Origin of the sequence: Agromyces sp. NPDC056523 (genome assembly GCF_042794545.1) — a bacterium.
In the GTDB taxonomy this organism is placed as follows: domain Bacteria; phylum Actinomycetota; class Actinomycetes; order Actinomycetales; family Microbacteriaceae; genus Agromyces.
Genome location: NZ_JBHTTM010000003.1, coordinates 350,769 through 366,991, shown reverse-complemented (window position 1 = coordinate 366,991; position 16,223 = coordinate 350,769). Strand labels below are relative to the sequence as shown.

The following is a 16,223-nucleotide window of genomic DNA, read 5'->3' as shown; positions in this document are numbered from 1 at the left end:
CGTCACGTCGGCCCGCGCTCCGCGGATCAGCCGATGAGCTCCATCGCCTGCCATCCGGTGCCGATGTCGCGCACCGGCAGCCAGCCGCCGCGTCCATTGCCCGGGTACAGGCGCAGCACGCCGTCGGACGTGCGCGCGAGCACGTCGGACCGGAGGTCCCCGTCGAAGTCCCCGGGGCTGCCGAGCCACGTCATGGTCTGCCAGCCGTTGCCCACCAGGCGCGCCGCGTTGTAGCCGCCCGCACCGTTGCCGGGATAGAGCCGCAGGTCGCCGGTCGGGGTGACGGCGAGCAGGTCGGGTCGCGCGTCGCCGTCGAAGTCACCCGGGCTGAACACGCGACGCATGTCCTTCCAGCCCTGCCCGATCGCCGCCGGGGCACCGAATCCGCCCTTGCCGTCGCCCGGATACCGCCAGAGCACGCCGGCCGCATCGGTCGCGACGATGTCCCAGTCGCGATCGCCGTCGAGGTCGCCGGCGCCCACGATCGCGGTGAAGCCGCTCCATCCGTTGCCGGCCTTGACCCGTGCGCCGAACCCGCCGACTCCGTCGCTCGGGTAGCGCCAGAGGTCGCCCGCCGCGTCGCGCGCGAGGATGTCGCGGAGCCCGTCGCGGTTGAAGTCCCCGGCGCCCAGCACCAGGTTCAAACCCGTCCAGTCGCCCGGAGCCGTACGACGAGGCAGCCAGCCGCCCGAGCCGTTGCCGGGATAGATCCACGTGCCGACGCCGGTGTCCTGCGCGAGCAGGTCCCGCGCCCCGTCGCCCGTCAGGTCGCCCATGCCCGTCGCCAGTGCGATGGAGGCGACCGCCTCCGCGCCGGGACCGGCCATCACCTTCATGCCGCTCCAGCCGGTGCCCACGATGCGGGGGGTCTTCCATCCGCCCGAGCCGTTGCCGGGATAGAGGCGGAGCGTCCCGGCGGCGTCCCGCGCGAGCACGTCGTCCGCCCCATCCCCGTCGAAGTCGCCGGGCGTGAGGATGCGGTCGAACGCGGTCCAACCGGTGCCGATGCGCGACGCACCCGACCAGCCGGCGCGGCCGTTGCCGCCGTACAGCCACAGGCCGCCGGCGGAGTCGCGCGCGAGCACGTCGGTGCGTCCGTTGCGGTCGAAGTCGAGGCCGCCGACCAGCGCGGTGAAGGGGCCCCAGCCCACCCCGACGGTGCGCGGGGCGCCGAAGGCGCCGGCCCCGTTGTTCGCGTGCAGGCGAAGGTTCCCGCCGGCGTCCCGCGTGAAGACGTCCTGGTCGCCGTCCCGGTCGAAGTCGCCGGCGGAGAGGAGGGCGGTGATCTGGCTGTATCCGGTGCCGACGGCGATGCGCGGGACGAACCGACCGGACCCGTCCGTCGGGTAGATCCAGAGTGCACCCTCGCCGTCCACGGCGAGCACATCGCGGTGACCGTCGCCGGTCACGTCGCCGACGCCCTCGACGAAGCGCATGCCGCCCCATCCGGTGCCCGCCTTGAACCGCGGACTCCAGGCGCCGCGCCCCGTGCCCGGGTAGAGCCAGAAGGCGCCCGTGCCGTCGACCGCGTACACGAGCGGGATCTCGTCGGAGGCCACGGAGGTCGGTGCGGCCGGCGCGCTGGTCGCGCCGAACCAGTCCGTGTACATCCGCCAGAAGTTGCGGTTGCCGTAGCTCGAGCACGAGTCGCCCGTGCCGTACAGGTTCGCGAGGGCCGCCGCGTTGGGGCGGTACGGCGTGTAGATGTAGAGCCCCGCGGTCGCCTGATTCTGGATGTAGACCTGGGACGAACCGCATCCGGTGTTGGGATGCCACAGGATTGTGTTGGAGCGGCCGGCCTGGTACGCCCGGATCGAGGGGTTCGCCCGGTACTTCCTGAACTGCCACGCGGCGTTGTACACCTGGTTGAAGAAGCCGTAGTAGAGCGTGTCGCAGTCGGCCGTGTCCGGGCAGCCGTAGCCCGTCGCCGAGCGGAACTGGCGGGAGGACGGCGTGGCGTCCGAGATGAGCCCCTGCTCCTTCTCGATGAGGACGATCAGCGAGCGCGGATTGATGCCGCACGCTCGCGCGACCTTGTAGATGATGACCGCCGCCGACTCGCTGGACTGTCCGGTGTAGGCCGTGCAACCCTCGGTGCGCGCGGGTTGGCTCGTCGTCGCCTGCGCATAGTTCTTCAGGCACACATATCCGCTCGCGCACGTCGGCACGCGCGCGTCGAGGAAGGCCTGGATCTGCGCCACGGTCATCGTCGAGCTGTCGTAGAAGACCTGGTCGCTGATGATCATGCCCGGATTGAAGTCCTTCGGATCCGCCGCGAGGGCCTGCTGCGCCGGTGCCCCGACCGCGGAGACCGCACCGGCGACGAGCGCGACGACCGCCGTCGTCGTCGCCCAGAACCGACGGACTGAACGCATGACCACCCCCGCGCGCACCCCGAGCATGGCGGGACACGCGCCACATGCTACGGGCGCAGTCCCCGGGCGGATGCCCGGTGCCCCCGGCGCGTCGCGTTACCGGCGTTCACGTCGGACCGGCCCCCGACGGGCCGGATCAGGCGTGGTCGACGCTCGAGCCGCGGGCGATGAGTCGGCGGTAGGCGCGCCTGCGGATGGGCTCGGGCACGAAGCGGTACGTGCCGCGGACCGCCACGTTGCGCAGGTACTGCGTGCGCGACGTGAACCCGATGCGCCGCAGCGCGCGCTGGAGCTGCAGCTCGCTGCGCCACTGCGCGACGCCGCCCCGGCGGGCGTACGCGCCGTCGCCGACGCGGTACATGACGAGCGGCTCGGCGAGGTTGCCGACGCGCGCGCCGGCATGGATCATGCGCGCGAAGAGCCAGTAGTCCTCCATGAGGCCCAGCGGCTCGTAGCCGCCCGCGCGCTCGACCGCCGAGCGGCGGTAGACGACCGTCGGATGGCTGAACGGATCGTGGAATCGGGCGTACCGCTCGATCTCGGCCTGCTCGGTCCGCGGCACGCGCCGGCCCACGATGGAGCCGTCGTCGTCGAGGAACTCGAGCATGCCGGTTCCGACGAGGTCGAGACCGCCCTCGATCAGCGGCAGCTGCGCGGCGAACCGCTCCGGCAGCGAGATGTCGTCGGCGTCCATCCGGGCGACGATGTCGTGCTCGCTCAGGGCGAGTCCCTCGGCGAGCGCACGGGCCAGCCCCGCGTTCTGTGCGATCCGGTGGTGGCGCACCGGGACGGGCGACTTCGCGATGGCCCCCTCGATGGCGCCCTCGAGGCCCGGGGAGACCGGTCCGTCCTGGACGAGCACGACCTGCGCCGGCGGTCGGCTCTGGGCCATGACGGTCGACGAGAACGCCTTGTCGAAGTGCACCGGATGGTCGCCCTGGTAGACGGACATCAGCAGTGCGAACGGTTCGCTCACGCCGGCTCCACCGCCCTCACCGCATCGCTCGCCCGACCGAGGTCGGCCAGCGAGTCGGAGTTCGGCCGGGGCCGGAACCTCGTGCCATCGCGCCATCCGCGCCGCCAGCCGTCTGCGAGGATCGCCCGATCGCGCGAGCGGAGGATGGTGCGGAGCCACCGCAACGCGCTCGAGCCGCCGTACAGGACCTTCTCCCACCACGCGAGGCTCCGCGAGCGGCGGAACATCCACAGCTTGTTGCGGACCTCGTAGTAGAACCGCTCCCCCGGGTCGGCGTCGGTCGACCCGAGCACCCGCGTCTTGTGCACGACCACCGAGGCGGGCACGTGCAGGCCGCGTCGGCCGCGCAACGCTCGCGTGGAGTACTCGAAGTCGTCGTTCCAGATGAAGTAGTCGGCGATCGGCAGCCCGATCGCCCGAGTCACGTCGGCGCGTACGAGCATCGACACGAACGAGGTGCTCCGGATGGGCACCGCGCGTCCGGCGGCGGCCGCCCGGCGCTCGCCTGCGCCCGCGAACGGCTTCGGCCGGGGCGTGTTCATGGGGTGCTCGCTGCCGTCGAACCACTCGACCCGGGATCCGGCCACGACGACATCGCTCCCGGAGACGGCGTCGAGCAGGGCGCGCAGCGCCGACGGGGTCGGCACGGTGTCGTCGTCCATGAGCCAGATCCAGTCGGGCTCGTGGTCGGCCAGCGCCACTGCCATGCCGGCCGCGAAGCCGCCCGCGCCGCCGGTGTTCCGCGGCAGCTCGACCAGGTCGACGAGCTCGCCTGCCGCGCGCGCCACCTCGGCCGAGCCGTCGGTGGACGCGTTGTCGACGACCACGATCCGAGCGACGGGCGCGTCTTGGCGCGCGAGGGCGTCGAGCACCTCGGCGAGGAGGTCGCGTCGGTTGTACGCGACGACGACGGCGACGACACGGGCGGGAGGAGGGGTCGGACTCATCGGCTCTCGGACTCGGCGGGAACGGGACCCATCCATCTTGCCCTGTCCGGGACCACGCGGCTGTCCACAGACGCGTGCGATCGCGGGTTCCGTCCCCGGGTCGGCCGGTACAGTTGACGAGCCGCCCGAGCCCATCAGAAGGAGGGGCATGCCCACCACGCTCCGCGTGATCGTCGATCAGGTCGTCGCCCCCGTGCCCGGTCCGCTCGGGCGCTACGCGGAAGCCCTCACGCAGGCGCTCATCGCCACCGCGCCGCGCGGCTGCGTGGTCGAGGGCATCGTGTCGAGCTCGCTCCCGAGCGACTACGAGCGCATCGAGGCGACGTTCCCCGGCCTCGCCGGGCTGTACAAGTCGAGCCTCGCGCGACGCGAGCTCGCCGCCGCGTGGCAGTTCGGCCTCACGACCTCACCCGGCGGCGGCATGATCCACGCGCCGTCGCTCTTCGCACCCCTCCGCCGGCATGACCGTACGACACCCGGCGAGCAGATCGTCGTGACCATCCACGACATGCTCGCCTGGACGCACCCCGACTCGCTGACGTCGACGACCGTCGCGTGGCAGAAGGCCATGCTCAAGCGCGCCCGCCGGCATGCCGATGCGGTGGTCGTGCCGACCCACGCGCTCGCCGAACGGCTCGCCTCGATCGTCGACCTGGGCGATCGGGTGCGCGTGATCGGAACCGCGCCGCGACTGGGCCTGCAGCGCCCGGCCGAGGCGCTCGCACGCGCGACCACGATCGAGCTCGGCCTGCCCGACGACTACCTCGTCGTCGAGGGGTCGCTCGAGCCGCGCAAGGGCCTCGGCGACCTGCTCGCCGCGCTCGGCCGGCCCGGCGTGCCCGACCTGCCGCTCGTGGTGCTCGGTCCCGAGAGCTGGGGCGAACTGCACTTGGCGACGGTCGCCGAGGAAGCGGGTGTCGCGCCCGAACGCGTCCACGCATTCGAACCGCGTGATGCGATGCAGCTTGCGAGCGTGCTGTCCGGCGCCCGGATGTTCGTCGCGCCGAGCCACGACGAGGGCGACGGCACGTCGATCATCGAGGCCATGAGCCTCGGCGTCCCCGTCGTGCACTCCGACACGCCGGCGTACGTCGAGGTCGCGGCCGATGCCGGGATCTCGGTGCCGGTCGGCGTGGGTGGCGGCTACGTGGAGCGCCTCGCGGCCGCGGTCACCGCCGTCGTCGAGCAGCGCGACGTCGCCGAACGACTCGCCATCGCCGGGTCCGATCGCGCGCGCGCCTTCAGCTGGCGCGACTCCGCCGAGCGCGTCTGGCAGCTGCACGCCGACCTGTAGCACCGAGCCGGCTCCGCGGGCGCCTACCCCGCGGGTTCCTCGGTCGCCGGCGGCGCCACCGCCTGCGCGACGAGTCCGTGCACGAGGTCCCAGTCGGGGGCCATCGGATCGACGCCCACCTCGGGCACGAGCTCGACGGTGGTGATGGGCTGTTCCCGCGTCTTCATCGCGAGGTCCGCGAAGTAGCCGAGCATCGACTGCGGGACGTCGGTGCGAACCGTCTCCTCGCCCGCCCGGGCGACGTCCTGGAACTTCGTCAGCACGTTCGCGGGCGTGAATTGGCGCAGGATGGCCTCCTGCAGCACGCGCTGGCGCGCCATCCGCGCATAGTCGCCGCCTGCGACCCCGTACCGCGCCCGGCCGTACCAGAGCGCGTGGTAGCCGTCGAGCTTCTGCAGCCCGGGCTCGATCCATCCGTCGACGTTGTTGTTGTCCTCGTCGCCGCCGATCGGGATGCGGGTCTCGACGTCGATCTCGACCCCGCCGAGCGCGTTCACGAGCTGCTCGAAGCCCTGCATGTCGATGAGCACGAAGTACTGGATCTGCAGTCCGGTCACGCCCTCGGCGGCATCCATCATCGCGTCGATGCCGGGCTCGCTGCCGCGAGCGGCCGCGTCGGGGTACAGCTCGGGGCTCTTCAGCTCGACCTCGGTGTAGATCGAGTTGAGGTGGCATGTATCGACGTTGCACCCGTCGATCGACCCGTAGCCCTCGGGGTACATGGCGGCGAGCGGCGAGTGGTCGGGGAACGGCACGTCCTCGAGGTCGCGTGGCAGGCCGACCATGACGGCACTGCCCGTCTCGGCGTCGATGCTCACGACGGTCATGCTGTCGGGACGCATGCCCTCGCGGTCGGGGCCCGAGTCGCCTCCGAGCAGCAGGATGTTGTAGCGACCGTCGACGGGCGGCTCGCTGGGGCCGGCCGCGAACACCGACGAGAGGAATCCGCTGGCGGTGGTCGCGACGTAGGCGCCGTACGCCGCCGTGCCCGAGACGAGCACGAGGGCGACGGTCGTGAACGCGGCGATGCCGGCGCGGGCCGACGGCGCGGCCTTCACGAGCCGCACCAGCCGCAGCGTGTCGAGGGTCAGCACGACCCAGAGCCCCGCGTAGAACACGAGCCCGATCGCGATCACCCACAACGCGATGCTGTTCGAGGCGAGCGTGTAGATGATCGTCGGCGCGACGAACCAGGCGACCACGGCGAGCACGGCGAGCGTCCACAGCGTCAGGGTCGCGCCGAGCCCGAACCGGCCGAGCCTCCGATCGCCGGCGAGCACCTGCGCCGAACCGGGGATGACGAGGTTGAGCACGACGAGCCACCATCCGCGCCGCGACATGAGCGGGCGGGACCTGGTGTCCGGATACCGGATGGGGCTTGCGGCGAGGGTCATCGGGTGGACTTCAGTCGCTCGTTCTTCTCCTCGACGAGCGCCGCGAGCGAGGCGGCGTAGTCGGCCAGCGCATCGCGGAGCGAGTCGTCGGAGGTCGCCAGGATCTTCACCGCGATCAGGCCGGCGTTCTTGGCCCCGCCGATCGAGACCGTCGCCACGGGCACGCCGGCCGGCATCTGGACGATCGAGAGCAGCGAGTCGAGTCCGTCGAGGCGCGAGAGCGGCACGGGCACGCCGACGACCGGCAGGGTGGTGACCGAGGCGAGCATGCCCGGCAGGTGGGCGGCGCCGCCGGCACCGGCGATGATGACCCGGATGCCACGGCCCGCGGCCTCCTTGCCGTAGGCGATCATCTTCTCGGGCGTGCGGTGCGCCGACACCACCTCGACCTCGTGCGCCACGCCGAACTCGTCGAGGAGCTCGGATGCGTCGCGCATCACGTTCCAGTCGGAGTCGGAGCCCATGACGACGCCGACGAGCGGGGTGGGGTTGCCTGCGATCACCCGATAGATACTAGGGCTGGCGACTGGAAGAAGCCGGAGGGCGCTCCGTCAGTCCTGGAGGGCCGCGGCGGCGGCGCGGGCCTCGTACACGGCCTCGTCGAGGTCGGGACCGACCGCGGTGACGTGGCCGACCTTCCGGCCGGGACGCGGCGTCTTTCCGTAGTTGTGGATCTTCACGGTCGGGTGGCCGGCGAGCGCGTCCGCGTAGCGATCGGTGAGGGTGCCCTCGGCGGGCCCGCCGAGCAGGTTCACCATCACGGACCAGTCGTCGTGGCATCCGGTGCCGCCGAGCGGCAGGTCGAGCACCGCGCGGAGGTGCTGCTCGAACTGGCCGGTGGTGCAGCCGTCCATGGTCCAGTGCCCGGAGTTGTGCGGACGCATCGCGAGCTCGTTGACGAGCACGCGATCGTCGCTCGTCTCGAACAGCTCGACCGCGAGCACGCCGGTCACGCCGAGGCCCTCGGCGACCGCGATCGCGACGTCGGAGGCGACATCGGCCAGCCGGCCCGCGGAACTCGGCGCGGGCGCGATGACCTCGCTGCACACGCCGCCGACCTGCACGGTCTCGACGAGCGGCCACGCGGCCACCTCGCCCGAGGGGCGGCGCGCGACGAGCTGGGCGAGCTCGCGCCGGAAGTCGACGAGCTCCTCGACGAGCAGCGCGCCGTCGCGGCCGTCCTCGCCGGCGGCGGCGAACCACTCCCCGACCTCGGCGGCGGTGCGCACCACGCGGACGCCCTTGCCGTCGTACCCGCCGCGCGGGGTCTTCACGACCGCGGCGCCCGCGTGGTCGGCGATGAAGGCGTCGAGCTCGTCGGGCGTGGTCACGCGCGCCCAGTCGGGAACGGGCTGGCCGAGCTCGGAGAGTCGCGCGCGCATGAGCAGCTTGTCCTGCGCGTAACGCAGGGCATCGGGTCCGGGATGCACCGGGATGCCGGCGTCGACGAGCGTGCGGAGCACGTCCTGCGGGACGTGCTCGTGATCGAATGTCACGACGTCGACCTCGCGCGCGAACGCGAGCACGGTCCCGGCATCGGTGTAGTCGCCGACCCGGTCGGCGGCGAGGGACGCGGCCATGCCGTCGCCCTCTGCGAGCACCCGGAGCTCGACGCCGAGCTCGATCGCCGCTGGGATCATCATCCGCGCCAGCTGCCCTGCGCCGACCACTCCGACTCGCACCGGTCCGAACCGTCCGTTCCCGCGACGCCCGGTGCGCCGCGACACCCCAGTCTACGGCGGGGGCGCCGCTAGGATCGGGGGATGCCCGGCACGCTGCGCTCGCTCGCGACCCGCGCGTGGCACGGGTTCCTGGCGTACCTCGTCAAGTTCGGCGTGGTCGGTCTCATCGGCTTCGTGATCGACATCGCGCTGTTCAACGCGCTGCGCGTCGGCGTGTTCGGCGAGGGGACGTGGGCCCAGTCCGCGATCGGAGCGAAGACGATCTCGACGACCGTCGCGATCGTCTTCAACTGGCTCGGCAACCGCTACTGGACGTTCCGGCGGCACCGGCGACGGCACGCGCTCCGCGAGTTCGCCGAGTACGCGATCGTGTCGGTCGGCGGCATGGCGATCGCGCTGCTGTGCCTGTGGATCAGCCATCACGTGCTCGGCTTCACGAGCCTGCTGGCCGACAACATCTCGACCAATGTCGTGGGGCTCGCACTGGGCACGGCGTTCCGCTTCGTCCTCTACCGGTACTGGGTGTTCGGCCACCACCGCAGCGACGGGCTGTCGAACCGCGCCCGCGTCGAGGAGGCCCAGCGCGCCCTGTTCGAGGAGCCGCCGCTCGAGCCGGCGCCGCTCGAGGGCTCCGCGCCCTCCGGCGAGGCGCCGGGCGCGAGCACGGGGTCGGCCGAGGCGCGCGATCCGGACTACTCGCCGCCGCCGAGGAACCAGGGCGGGTAGACCGCCACGCGCACCTTCGCGCCGACCGCCTGCAACGCGGCACGGACGCGGTCGCGCACCCGGTCGTTCGCGACCGCGATGAGCGCGATGCGCTCGAGCGGCACGCTGCCGTGCACGAGGACCTCCGCAGCTCGCAGCCCGGCGCCCTCGTCGGCGAGCGTGACGCGCGCGATGGCCCGTTCGGCGGCGGGCCACGTGGCCGCGATGGCGGCTCCGCCGAGCGCGGCATCCGTCTCGCTGACGGCGACCTCGCCCGGGGTCTGCAGCCGGGCGCCAGCCGCGGCCGCGACCGACGTCACGAGGAGCACGTGGTCGGCCGCCGGCCGGCGCACCGCCTCGGCGGTCAGGCGCGGGTCGGGCGTCCCGGTGCGGATCGCGTCCCACACGTGCGCGTCGGTCGAGAGCAGGAACGGCACGTAGTCGGCCACGTGCGCCCCGGTGTCGCCGACGCTCGCGGAGCGACGGTACGCGCGGGCGGCGGGGTCCGCGACATCCACGACCGGCGACGCCGGCGGGTCGCCCGCATCGGCGAGCAGCGCGCCGGCCCCGAGGATGCGAGCGAGGTTCTCGATGTGCGTGAGGTGGTAGAGCCGCGCCTTCCCGGCGTCGAGCGGCGGTGCCGAGACTCCGGCGACGCGGGGCGACCGAGCGGATGCTGCGGGGCGCGATGCACGCGTCGAGGTGCCGCCGCGCGACGCGGTCGCTCCGGTCGAGGCCGTACGCGTTGCACGCGTGCGGGCCGTCCGGGCCGGCGCCTCGGGCTCAGGCGGAGGGGAGCAGATCGCGCAGAGACCCTCGTCGAACCCGTGGATGCATTCCTCGCCCAAAGTGGTGGTGCCTTTCTCGCCCGGCCCGCGGGGAGCGCGCGCCGCCCGACTACAGTACGCGCTCCAGCTGGCCGCCTGGCACGAACGGGTGTGCGGACGGCTCAGCGGCCGCCCCAGGCGAAGGTGCCGCCCTCCCACGACGCCGGCGGGCCGAGCGCGGACGGGCCGACCGCGGGTCCTCCGAGCGCATGCGACTCGGCCATGAGCTCGTGCAGCGCCGCCTGGACGGCGAGGGGTCCGGGGAGGTCCTTCATCACGATGGGCACCTCGTGCCCGGTCTCCAGTCGCACGTCGCCCGAGCCGATGAGGCGCTGCAGCCACGACCGGCTGATCTGCACGTCGTACCCGCGTCGGTGCCAGAGCTCGCGGCGCACCCGGACGAACACTCCACGGCGCACGATGATGCGCCGCGTCGTGATCGTGGCGCGCGAGGCGAGCCACGCCAGGTACGGCAGCGCGCAGCCGATCACGGCGATGAGCGCGGCGCCGATCAGGACCGCCAGCTGCGGCCACCCCTCGAGTGCGGGCACGAGGTACGCCGTCGCGCCGGCGGTCGCGATGAGCAGGAGGGCCGGCACGGCGAGCACGCGCCCGTGGCGCCGCAGCCTCGCCACGACCCGTTCGTCCGCCCCTGTCGCGGGTCCGGTGCCTGCGTCCGCCATACGGCCCATTAATACCGCAGGTGCGTGACGTCTCCGGCGGCGACAGCCTGCGGCTCGCCGTTCTCACGGTCCCGCACGACGAGGCGGCCGTCGTCGTCGAGGCGTTCGGCGACGCCGATCAGCTCGCCGCCGCCGGGCAGCTCGACGCGCACCTCCTGCCCGAGCGTGCCGCACGCGGCGATGACGCGGTCGGCCACGCCGCTCGCCGCCGGATCGCCGCCCGACGCGATGAAGCGGCCCACCAGGTCGAGCAGGCGCGCGAGGTATCCGCTCAGCACGGCGTCCGCGTCGGGCTGTCGTCCGGTCGCGAGCAGCAGCGACGTCGAGGTGAGCGTGGGCAGGTCGTGCTCGTCGAGCGTCAGGTTGAGTCCGGCGCCGATGACGACGGTGTCCTCGGCGACGAGCTCGGAGAGGATGCCGCACGCCTTGTACCCGGAGACGAGCACGTCGTTGGGCCATTTCAGCTCGACGTCGACGCCGCCGGTGCCGTCATCCTCGCCGCCGCGGTCGGCGGATGCCGCGACGACCGCATCCCGGACCGCCTCGGTCATGGCGACGCCGGCGATCAGGGGCAGCCAGCCGTACGCGTCGGCGGGCAGCGCACGGCCCTCGCCGCCAGGACCGGCGGCGGGCCGGAGCAGGACCGAGATGGCGAGCGTCTTGCCGGTGGGCGCGAGCCAGGTGCGGCCGAGCCGTCCGCGACCGTGGGTCTGGTCGTCGGTCACGACGACCGCGCCGTGCGGCCATCCCGCGGCATCCGGCCCCGTCGCCGCCTCGCGCAGCACGTCATTGGTGGACCCCGCGGTGTCGAGCCACTCGAACCTCGGCACGACCGCGCGCGACCGCTCCCATTCCATGCCCGACCTCCCTCGTCGGGTTCAGGCTAGTGTCCGAGCGGCCGGTCGGCGTGGCGATCACCACCACCCGACCGGGCCTTTTTGTGGGAATCCGTCAACGAACCGGCTCGTATGGGCGCCGGTAGAGTGAACCGCGTGACCGAATCGACGACCGACGGCCCCGACCTCTCCACCACTGCGGGCAAGCTCGCCGACCTCAAGCAGCGCTATCACGAGGCCGTGACCGCCTCGGGCGAGGCGGCCATCGAGAAGCAGCACGCCAAGGGCAAGATGACGGCGCGCGAGCGCATCGCAGAGCTGCTCGACCCCGGCTCCTTCGTCGAACTCGACGAGTTCGTGCGGCATCGCACCCACGCGTTCGGCATGGACACGAAGCGCCCCTACGGCGACGCCGTCGTCACCGGCACGGGAACCATCCACGGCCGCCAGGTGGCGGTCTACTCGCAGGACTTCACGATCTTCGGCGGTTCGCTCGGCGAGGTCGCCGGCGAGAAGATCATCAAGGTCATGGAGCTCGCCCTCAAGACGGGCGTGCCCATCATCGGCATCCTCGACTCGGGCGGCGCGCGCATCCAGGAGGGCGTGGTCGCACTCGGGAAGTACGGCGAGATCTTCCGCCGCAACACGGCGGCCTCGGGCGTCATCCCGCAGATCTCGATCGTCTGCGGCCCGGCCGCGGGCGGCGCCGTCTACTCCCCCGCGCTCACCGACTTCGTGATCATGGTCGACAAGACGAGCCAGATGTTCGTCACCGGCCCCGACGTCATCAAGACCGTGACCGGCGAGGACGTCGGCATGGAGGAGCTCGGCGGCGCGCTCACGCACAACACGGTGTCGGGCGTCGCGCACTACCTCGCGAGCGACGAGTCCGACGCGCTCGACTACGCCCGGACGCTCGTGTCGTTCCTGCCCGACAACAACATGTCGGAGGCGCCCGTCTACGACGCCGACGTCGAGCTCGAGGTCACCGACGACGACCGTCGCCTGAACACGATCATCCCCGACTCGCCGAACCAGCCGTACGACATGCACTCGATCATCGAGGGCATCGTCGACCACGGCGACTTCCTCGAGGTGCAGCCGCTGTTCGCGCCGAACATCGTGGTCGGCTTCGCGCGCGTCGAGGGCCGATCGGTCGGCATCATCGCCAACCAGCCCAGCCAGATGGCGGGCACGCTGAACATCGCGGCGGGCGAGAAGGCGTCCCGCTTCGTGCGGTTCTGCGACGCGTTCTCGATCCCGATCCTCACCCTCGTCGACGTGCCCGGTTACCTGCCCGGCACCGACCAGGAGTGGACCGGCGTGATCCGGCGCGGCGCGAAGCTGCTCTACGCCTACGCCGAGGCCACGGTGCCGCTCGTGACGGTCATCACCCGCAAGGCCTACGGCGGCGCGTACATCGTCATGGGCTCCAAGCAGCTCGGCGCCGACATCAACCTCGCCTGGCCGACCGCCGAGATCGCGGTCATGGGCGGGCAGGGCGCCGTGAACATCCTGTACCGCGGCGAGATCAGGCGCGCTGAAGAGGCCGGCGAGGATGTCGCGGCGGTCCGCACGCGGCTCGCCAACGAGTACACCTACAACGTCGCGTCGCCGTTCCTCGCCGCCGAGCGCGGCGAACTCGACGGCGTCATCGAGCCCGCGGCGACGCGCGTGTCGGTGACCAAGGCGCTCCGGGCGCTGCGCACCAAGCGTGCGAGCCTGCCGCCGAAGAAGCACGGCAACATCCCGCTCTAGGAGGCCCGCCATGACCACCGCATCGGGTGACGCGAACGACGCCGCGTCGATCGACCTGAAGTTCCGCACGCGCGACGTGACGGCCGAGGAGGCCGCGGCCGTGACCGCGGTCATCGTCGCGGCCGTCGGCGAGGAGCAGGTCGCGCCCCCGCCTCCCGCCCGGAGCGAGTGGGCTCACCCGCGCGGCGCGGCGCGACCGCCGGTCGAGGTCGGTCCACGACGCTGGGCGATGTTCGGCCGCTGACCGACGCGCGTGTCCCCCATGCGGGGCGCGCCGTGCGGCCGTGTCCGCATGATGTCCCCCTCGTTGTCCCCCGAAATGCTGACTTCGCAGACGGCCCCCGATCCGTACCATGGACGTACGGGCTCCTCAGGAGGCCGTCTCGTCACCGGCTGGGTAACCGGTGGCGCTCTGGGGGCGAGTCAGGGCGATATTCGGGTTGTCGCCGTGACTCGGGCTTGCTGGGGGGTCGGTAGGGGCCGACCCCCCGCTTCCATCTCCGGCGCGGTTCCACGCGACGCGTGAGCGCCGCGCAGATGCGCGCTCCTCATCCGGCCCGCGGGATCTCCATCCAGAGATCGACCTCGGCGTCCTCCGATTGCGCCACCTCGTCGTCGCCGCCGCCGCGGAGTCCCACGACGGTGACCGCCACGGGAGAGCCCTCGGCCGCGGTCCGCGCGATGAGGCGATCGGCCCGGGTTGCGTCCAGCGCGTCGGCGAGCTGCGAGAGCACGCGATCCCGCGAGGCCTCGTCGAGGTCGTCGATGCCGCCCTCGTCGAGCAGGGTGACCGTCGCACCGCGGTCCCGGGCACGCTTGACCGCCTGTCGCACGGCGTCGGTCAGCAGCATCCGCCCTCGGATCTCGTCGCGGATCGCCGCCTCGAGCGTGCGGCACTCACGGCGCTCGGCATCGGTGAGCGAGTGGTCGCCGTCGGCGATCCGGCGGAGCATCGGCGCGGCGAGCCGCTTGGTGTGGGCGAGGCGCATCCGGCCCTCGAAGAGGTGGGCGTCCTGGGCGGCCTGCCAGGCGGCCGCCTCGCGCTCGGCCTGCGCGTAGCGCCGCGTCGCCCGCGCCGCGCCGGCGAGCGCCGCCGAGAGCATGTGCGCGATCGCGACCCAGACGATGCTGCCGATGACGCCGAGGGTCCCGAGCGCCAGCGGCCCGGCCCAGACGATGGTCTGCACGGCGAGCGCGATCACGCCGAGCCAGGCGGCCACGAGCTGGCGCCGCGCCGCGGTGATGGTCATGAGCGTGCCGACCGCAGCCACGTACCAGGTGGCGTAGCCGTTCTCGGCGGCGGGATCGAGCTGGCTCGTGACCAGCAGGGGCAGCACGATGCTGACGGCGAGGTTGAGCGCCGCGAGCCAGTCGGGCATGCGCGCGCGGCGGACCGGCCACAGGCTGAGCGCGGTGGCGACCGCGTAGAGCGCGAGTGCGACGAGGGCGGGCCACGGCGAGTCGGGCAGCGAGATGATCCCGAGGAACACGTGGTAGGCCGAGAACAGCGCGGCGAGCACGAGGAGCAGCCACCGGGGAACCGTGATCACGGCCGACCCCCGTCCAGTCCGGCCGGCCAGGCGAGCGTCACCCGGGTGCCGCGGCCGGGTGCGGAGTCGATCCGCGCCGAGCCGCCCGCGTTCGCCATCCGCTCCTCGATGGAGACGCGTAGGCCCAGTCGGCTGAGCGGCACCTGGGCCGGGTCGAAGCCCGAGCCGTTGTCGACGACCTCGATCACGCAGCCGCCGGCGCCGACGCCGCGTATCTCGAGCTCGCGCCGTACCCGCCCGATCGGGCCGTCGGCGTGCTGGACGCTGTTGACCATCGCCTGCACCGCCGCGGACGAGAGCGCGTCGACCGCCTCCACGGGCAGCTCGACCCCGCTCGTGTCGGTCACGAACACGATGAACGGGGCGGAGAAGCCGGTCACCGCACCGCGCAGGCGACGCGCGAGCACCGAGAGGTCGGCGCGGTCGGCGACCCCGGGCACCTCGACCGCGGCCTCGTCGAGCCGGCGCACCGCGTCCGCAGCCATGCGCGACGCGAGCTGCCGCTCCGCGGGCGTGTTCGCCGCCGCCGCGGACAGCAGGGTCGTCAGCACGCTGTCGTGCACGAGCGCGTCGACCTTCACGCGCTCCATCTCGTTCGCGTGCTGCCGCGCGGCCATGTCGTAGCGCTGGAGCGCACCCTCCTGCGCGGCGTCGACCGCCTCGGCGGCCTGGCGCAGCATCGTGATGATGACCAGCACCACGACGCCGAGGATCACCGCGTACAGCGTGTCGAGCACCGCGAGCAACGCTCCGGCGTCACCGCCCGACGGGCTCAGCCGGACGATGCCGTACACGGCGGGCACGGCGATGGTGTACGCCGCCGCGGGCGCCACGGGCACCGCGATCACCGACGCGGTGGTGGCCACCGTGCACAGGTAGTACAGCCACGGCGTCTCGCCCTCCATCGCCGCGGTGTCCACGACGAGCAGCGGCCAGGCGAGCAGGCACAGCACGTAGAGGCTCGCGAACGCCAGCGCGGCACCGCGCACAGCCAGGCGCGTGAACGTGGCCGCTGCGAGTGCCGCGATCGACCCGTAGAGCAGCGCCATCATCGCCGCGCCCGCCCCGTCGACGAGGAAGGCCGCCTGGTCGATCGCGGTGGGGACGGTCTGGGCCCCGAAGACGACGCCGAACGCGCCGAGCGCCCGCCCGGAGACGATCTCGACCTGCGCGCGGCTCACCGCTCCTCGGCGAGA

At 72.7% G+C, this 16,223-nt stretch carries 15 protein-coding genes; 4 read left to right on the top strand and 11 right to left on the bottom strand.

Features of this window, described 5'->3' with window-relative positions:
• Positions 1-26: 26 nt before the first annotated feature.
• From ACFQ58_RS12580 to ACFQ58_RS12570, 3 genes are all read right to left on the bottom strand, one after another.
• Entirely contained in the window at positions 27-2,375 is a 2,349-nt protein-coding gene (locus ACFQ58_RS12580; RefSeq protein ID WP_376951460.1) for an FG-GAP repeat domain-containing protein, read from the bottom strand.
• 136 nt (positions 2,376-2,511) lie between these two features.
• Complete coding sequence (locus ACFQ58_RS12575) at positions 2,512-3,351, bottom strand: glycosyltransferase (RefSeq protein WP_376951459.1); 840 nt, start codon at positions 3,349-3,351, stop codon at positions 2,512-2,514.
• Positions 3,348-4,298, bottom strand: a complete 951-nt coding sequence (locus ACFQ58_RS12570; protein ID WP_376951458.1) for a glycosyltransferase — start codon at positions 4,296-4,298, stop codon at positions 3,348-3,350. The genes ACFQ58_RS12575 and ACFQ58_RS12570 overlap by 4 nt, the downstream gene beginning before the upstream one ends.
• Positions 4,299-4,446: 148 nt before the next feature.
• On the opposite strand from ACFQ58_RS12570, the gene ACFQ58_RS12565 reads away from it, so the two are divergent.
• Positions 4,447-5,592 (top strand): glycosyltransferase, encoded by a 1,146-nt coding sequence (locus ACFQ58_RS12565; RefSeq protein ID WP_376951457.1) that lies wholly within the window; start codon positions 4,447-4,449, stop codon positions 5,590-5,592.
• Between the two features lie 23 nt (positions 5,593-5,615).
• Here ACFQ58_RS12565 and ACFQ58_RS12560 read toward each other — a convergent pair whose 3' ends face one another.
• From ACFQ58_RS12560 to ACFQ58_RS12550, 3 genes are all read right to left on the bottom strand, one after another.
• Complete coding sequence (locus ACFQ58_RS12560) at positions 5,616-6,986, bottom strand: LCP family protein (protein ID WP_376951456.1); 1,371 nt, start codon at positions 6,984-6,986, stop codon at positions 5,616-5,618.
• Positions 6,983-7,450: a 5-(carboxyamino)imidazole ribonucleotide mutase gene (gene purE, locus ACFQ58_RS12555; RefSeq protein ID WP_376951622.1), complete on the bottom strand. Its 468-nt coding sequence runs from the start codon at positions 7,448-7,450 to the stop codon at positions 6,983-6,985. The genes ACFQ58_RS12560 and purE overlap by 4 nt, the downstream gene beginning before the upstream one ends.
• A gap of 87 nt (positions 7,451-7,537) precedes the next feature.
• Complete coding sequence (locus tag ACFQ58_RS12550) at positions 7,538-8,656, bottom strand: 5-(carboxyamino)imidazole ribonucleotide synthase (protein ID WP_376951621.1); 1,119 nt, start codon at positions 8,654-8,656, stop codon at positions 7,538-7,540.
• A gap of 93 nt (positions 8,657-8,749) precedes the next feature.
• Here ACFQ58_RS12550 and ACFQ58_RS12545 point away from each other — a divergent pair, with 93 nt between their 5' ends.
• Positions 8,750-9,394, top strand: coding sequence for a GtrA family protein (locus ACFQ58_RS12545; protein WP_376951455.1), 645 nt, complete (start codon positions 8,750-8,752; stop codon positions 9,392-9,394).
• On the opposite strand, the gene ACFQ58_RS12540 is transcribed toward ACFQ58_RS12545, so the two are convergent.
• The 3 genes from ACFQ58_RS12540 to ACFQ58_RS12530 form a co-directional block, all read right to left on the bottom strand.
• Positions 9,361-10,221, bottom strand: a complete 861-nt coding sequence (locus ACFQ58_RS12540) for a DarT ssDNA thymidine ADP-ribosyltransferase family protein (protein ID WP_376951454.1) — start codon at positions 10,219-10,221, stop codon at positions 9,361-9,363. The two genes, ACFQ58_RS12545 and ACFQ58_RS12540, sit on opposite strands and share 34 nt — an antisense overlap.
• A 101-nt stretch (positions 10,222-10,322) precedes the next feature.
• Entirely contained in the window at positions 10,323-10,835 is a 513-nt protein-coding gene (locus ACFQ58_RS12535; RefSeq protein ID WP_376951453.1) for a PH domain-containing protein, read from the bottom strand.
• A 56-nt stretch (positions 10,836-10,891) separates the two neighbouring features.
• Complete coding sequence (locus tag ACFQ58_RS12530; RefSeq protein WP_376951452.1) at positions 10,892-11,740, bottom strand: biotin--[acetyl-CoA-carboxylase] ligase; 849 nt, start codon at positions 11,738-11,740, stop codon at positions 10,892-10,894.
• Between the two features lie 111 nt (positions 11,741-11,851).
• On the opposite strand from ACFQ58_RS12530, the gene ACFQ58_RS12525 reads away from it, so the two are divergent.
• Positions 11,852-13,477: an acyl-CoA carboxylase subunit beta gene (locus tag ACFQ58_RS12525; protein ID WP_376951451.1), complete on the top strand. Its 1,626-nt coding sequence runs from the start codon at positions 11,852-11,854 to the stop codon at positions 13,475-13,477.
• A gap of 10 nt (positions 13,478-13,487) precedes the next feature.
• Positions 13,488-13,721 carry an acyl-CoA carboxylase epsilon subunit gene (locus tag ACFQ58_RS12520; RefSeq protein ID WP_376951450.1) on the top strand — a complete coding sequence of 78 codons (234 nt, stop codon included), beginning with the start codon at positions 13,488-13,490 and terminating at the stop codon, positions 13,719-13,721.
• 304 nt (positions 13,722-14,025) lie between these two features.
• On the opposite strand, the gene ACFQ58_RS12515 is transcribed toward ACFQ58_RS12520, so the two are convergent.
• Both ACFQ58_RS12515 and ACFQ58_RS12510 read right to left on the bottom strand, forming a co-directional pair.
• A complete protein-coding gene (locus tag ACFQ58_RS12515) occupies positions 14,026-15,027 on the bottom strand; it encodes a hypothetical protein (RefSeq protein ID WP_376951449.1) in 1,002 nt (333 codons plus the stop codon).
• Positions 15,024-16,208, bottom strand: a complete 1,185-nt coding sequence (locus tag ACFQ58_RS12510) for a sensor histidine kinase (protein ID WP_376951448.1) — start codon at positions 16,206-16,208, stop codon at positions 15,024-15,026. Before ACFQ58_RS12510 ends, ACFQ58_RS12515 begins: the two co-directional genes overlap by 4 nt.
• Positions 16,209-16,223: the final 15 nt, after the last annotated feature.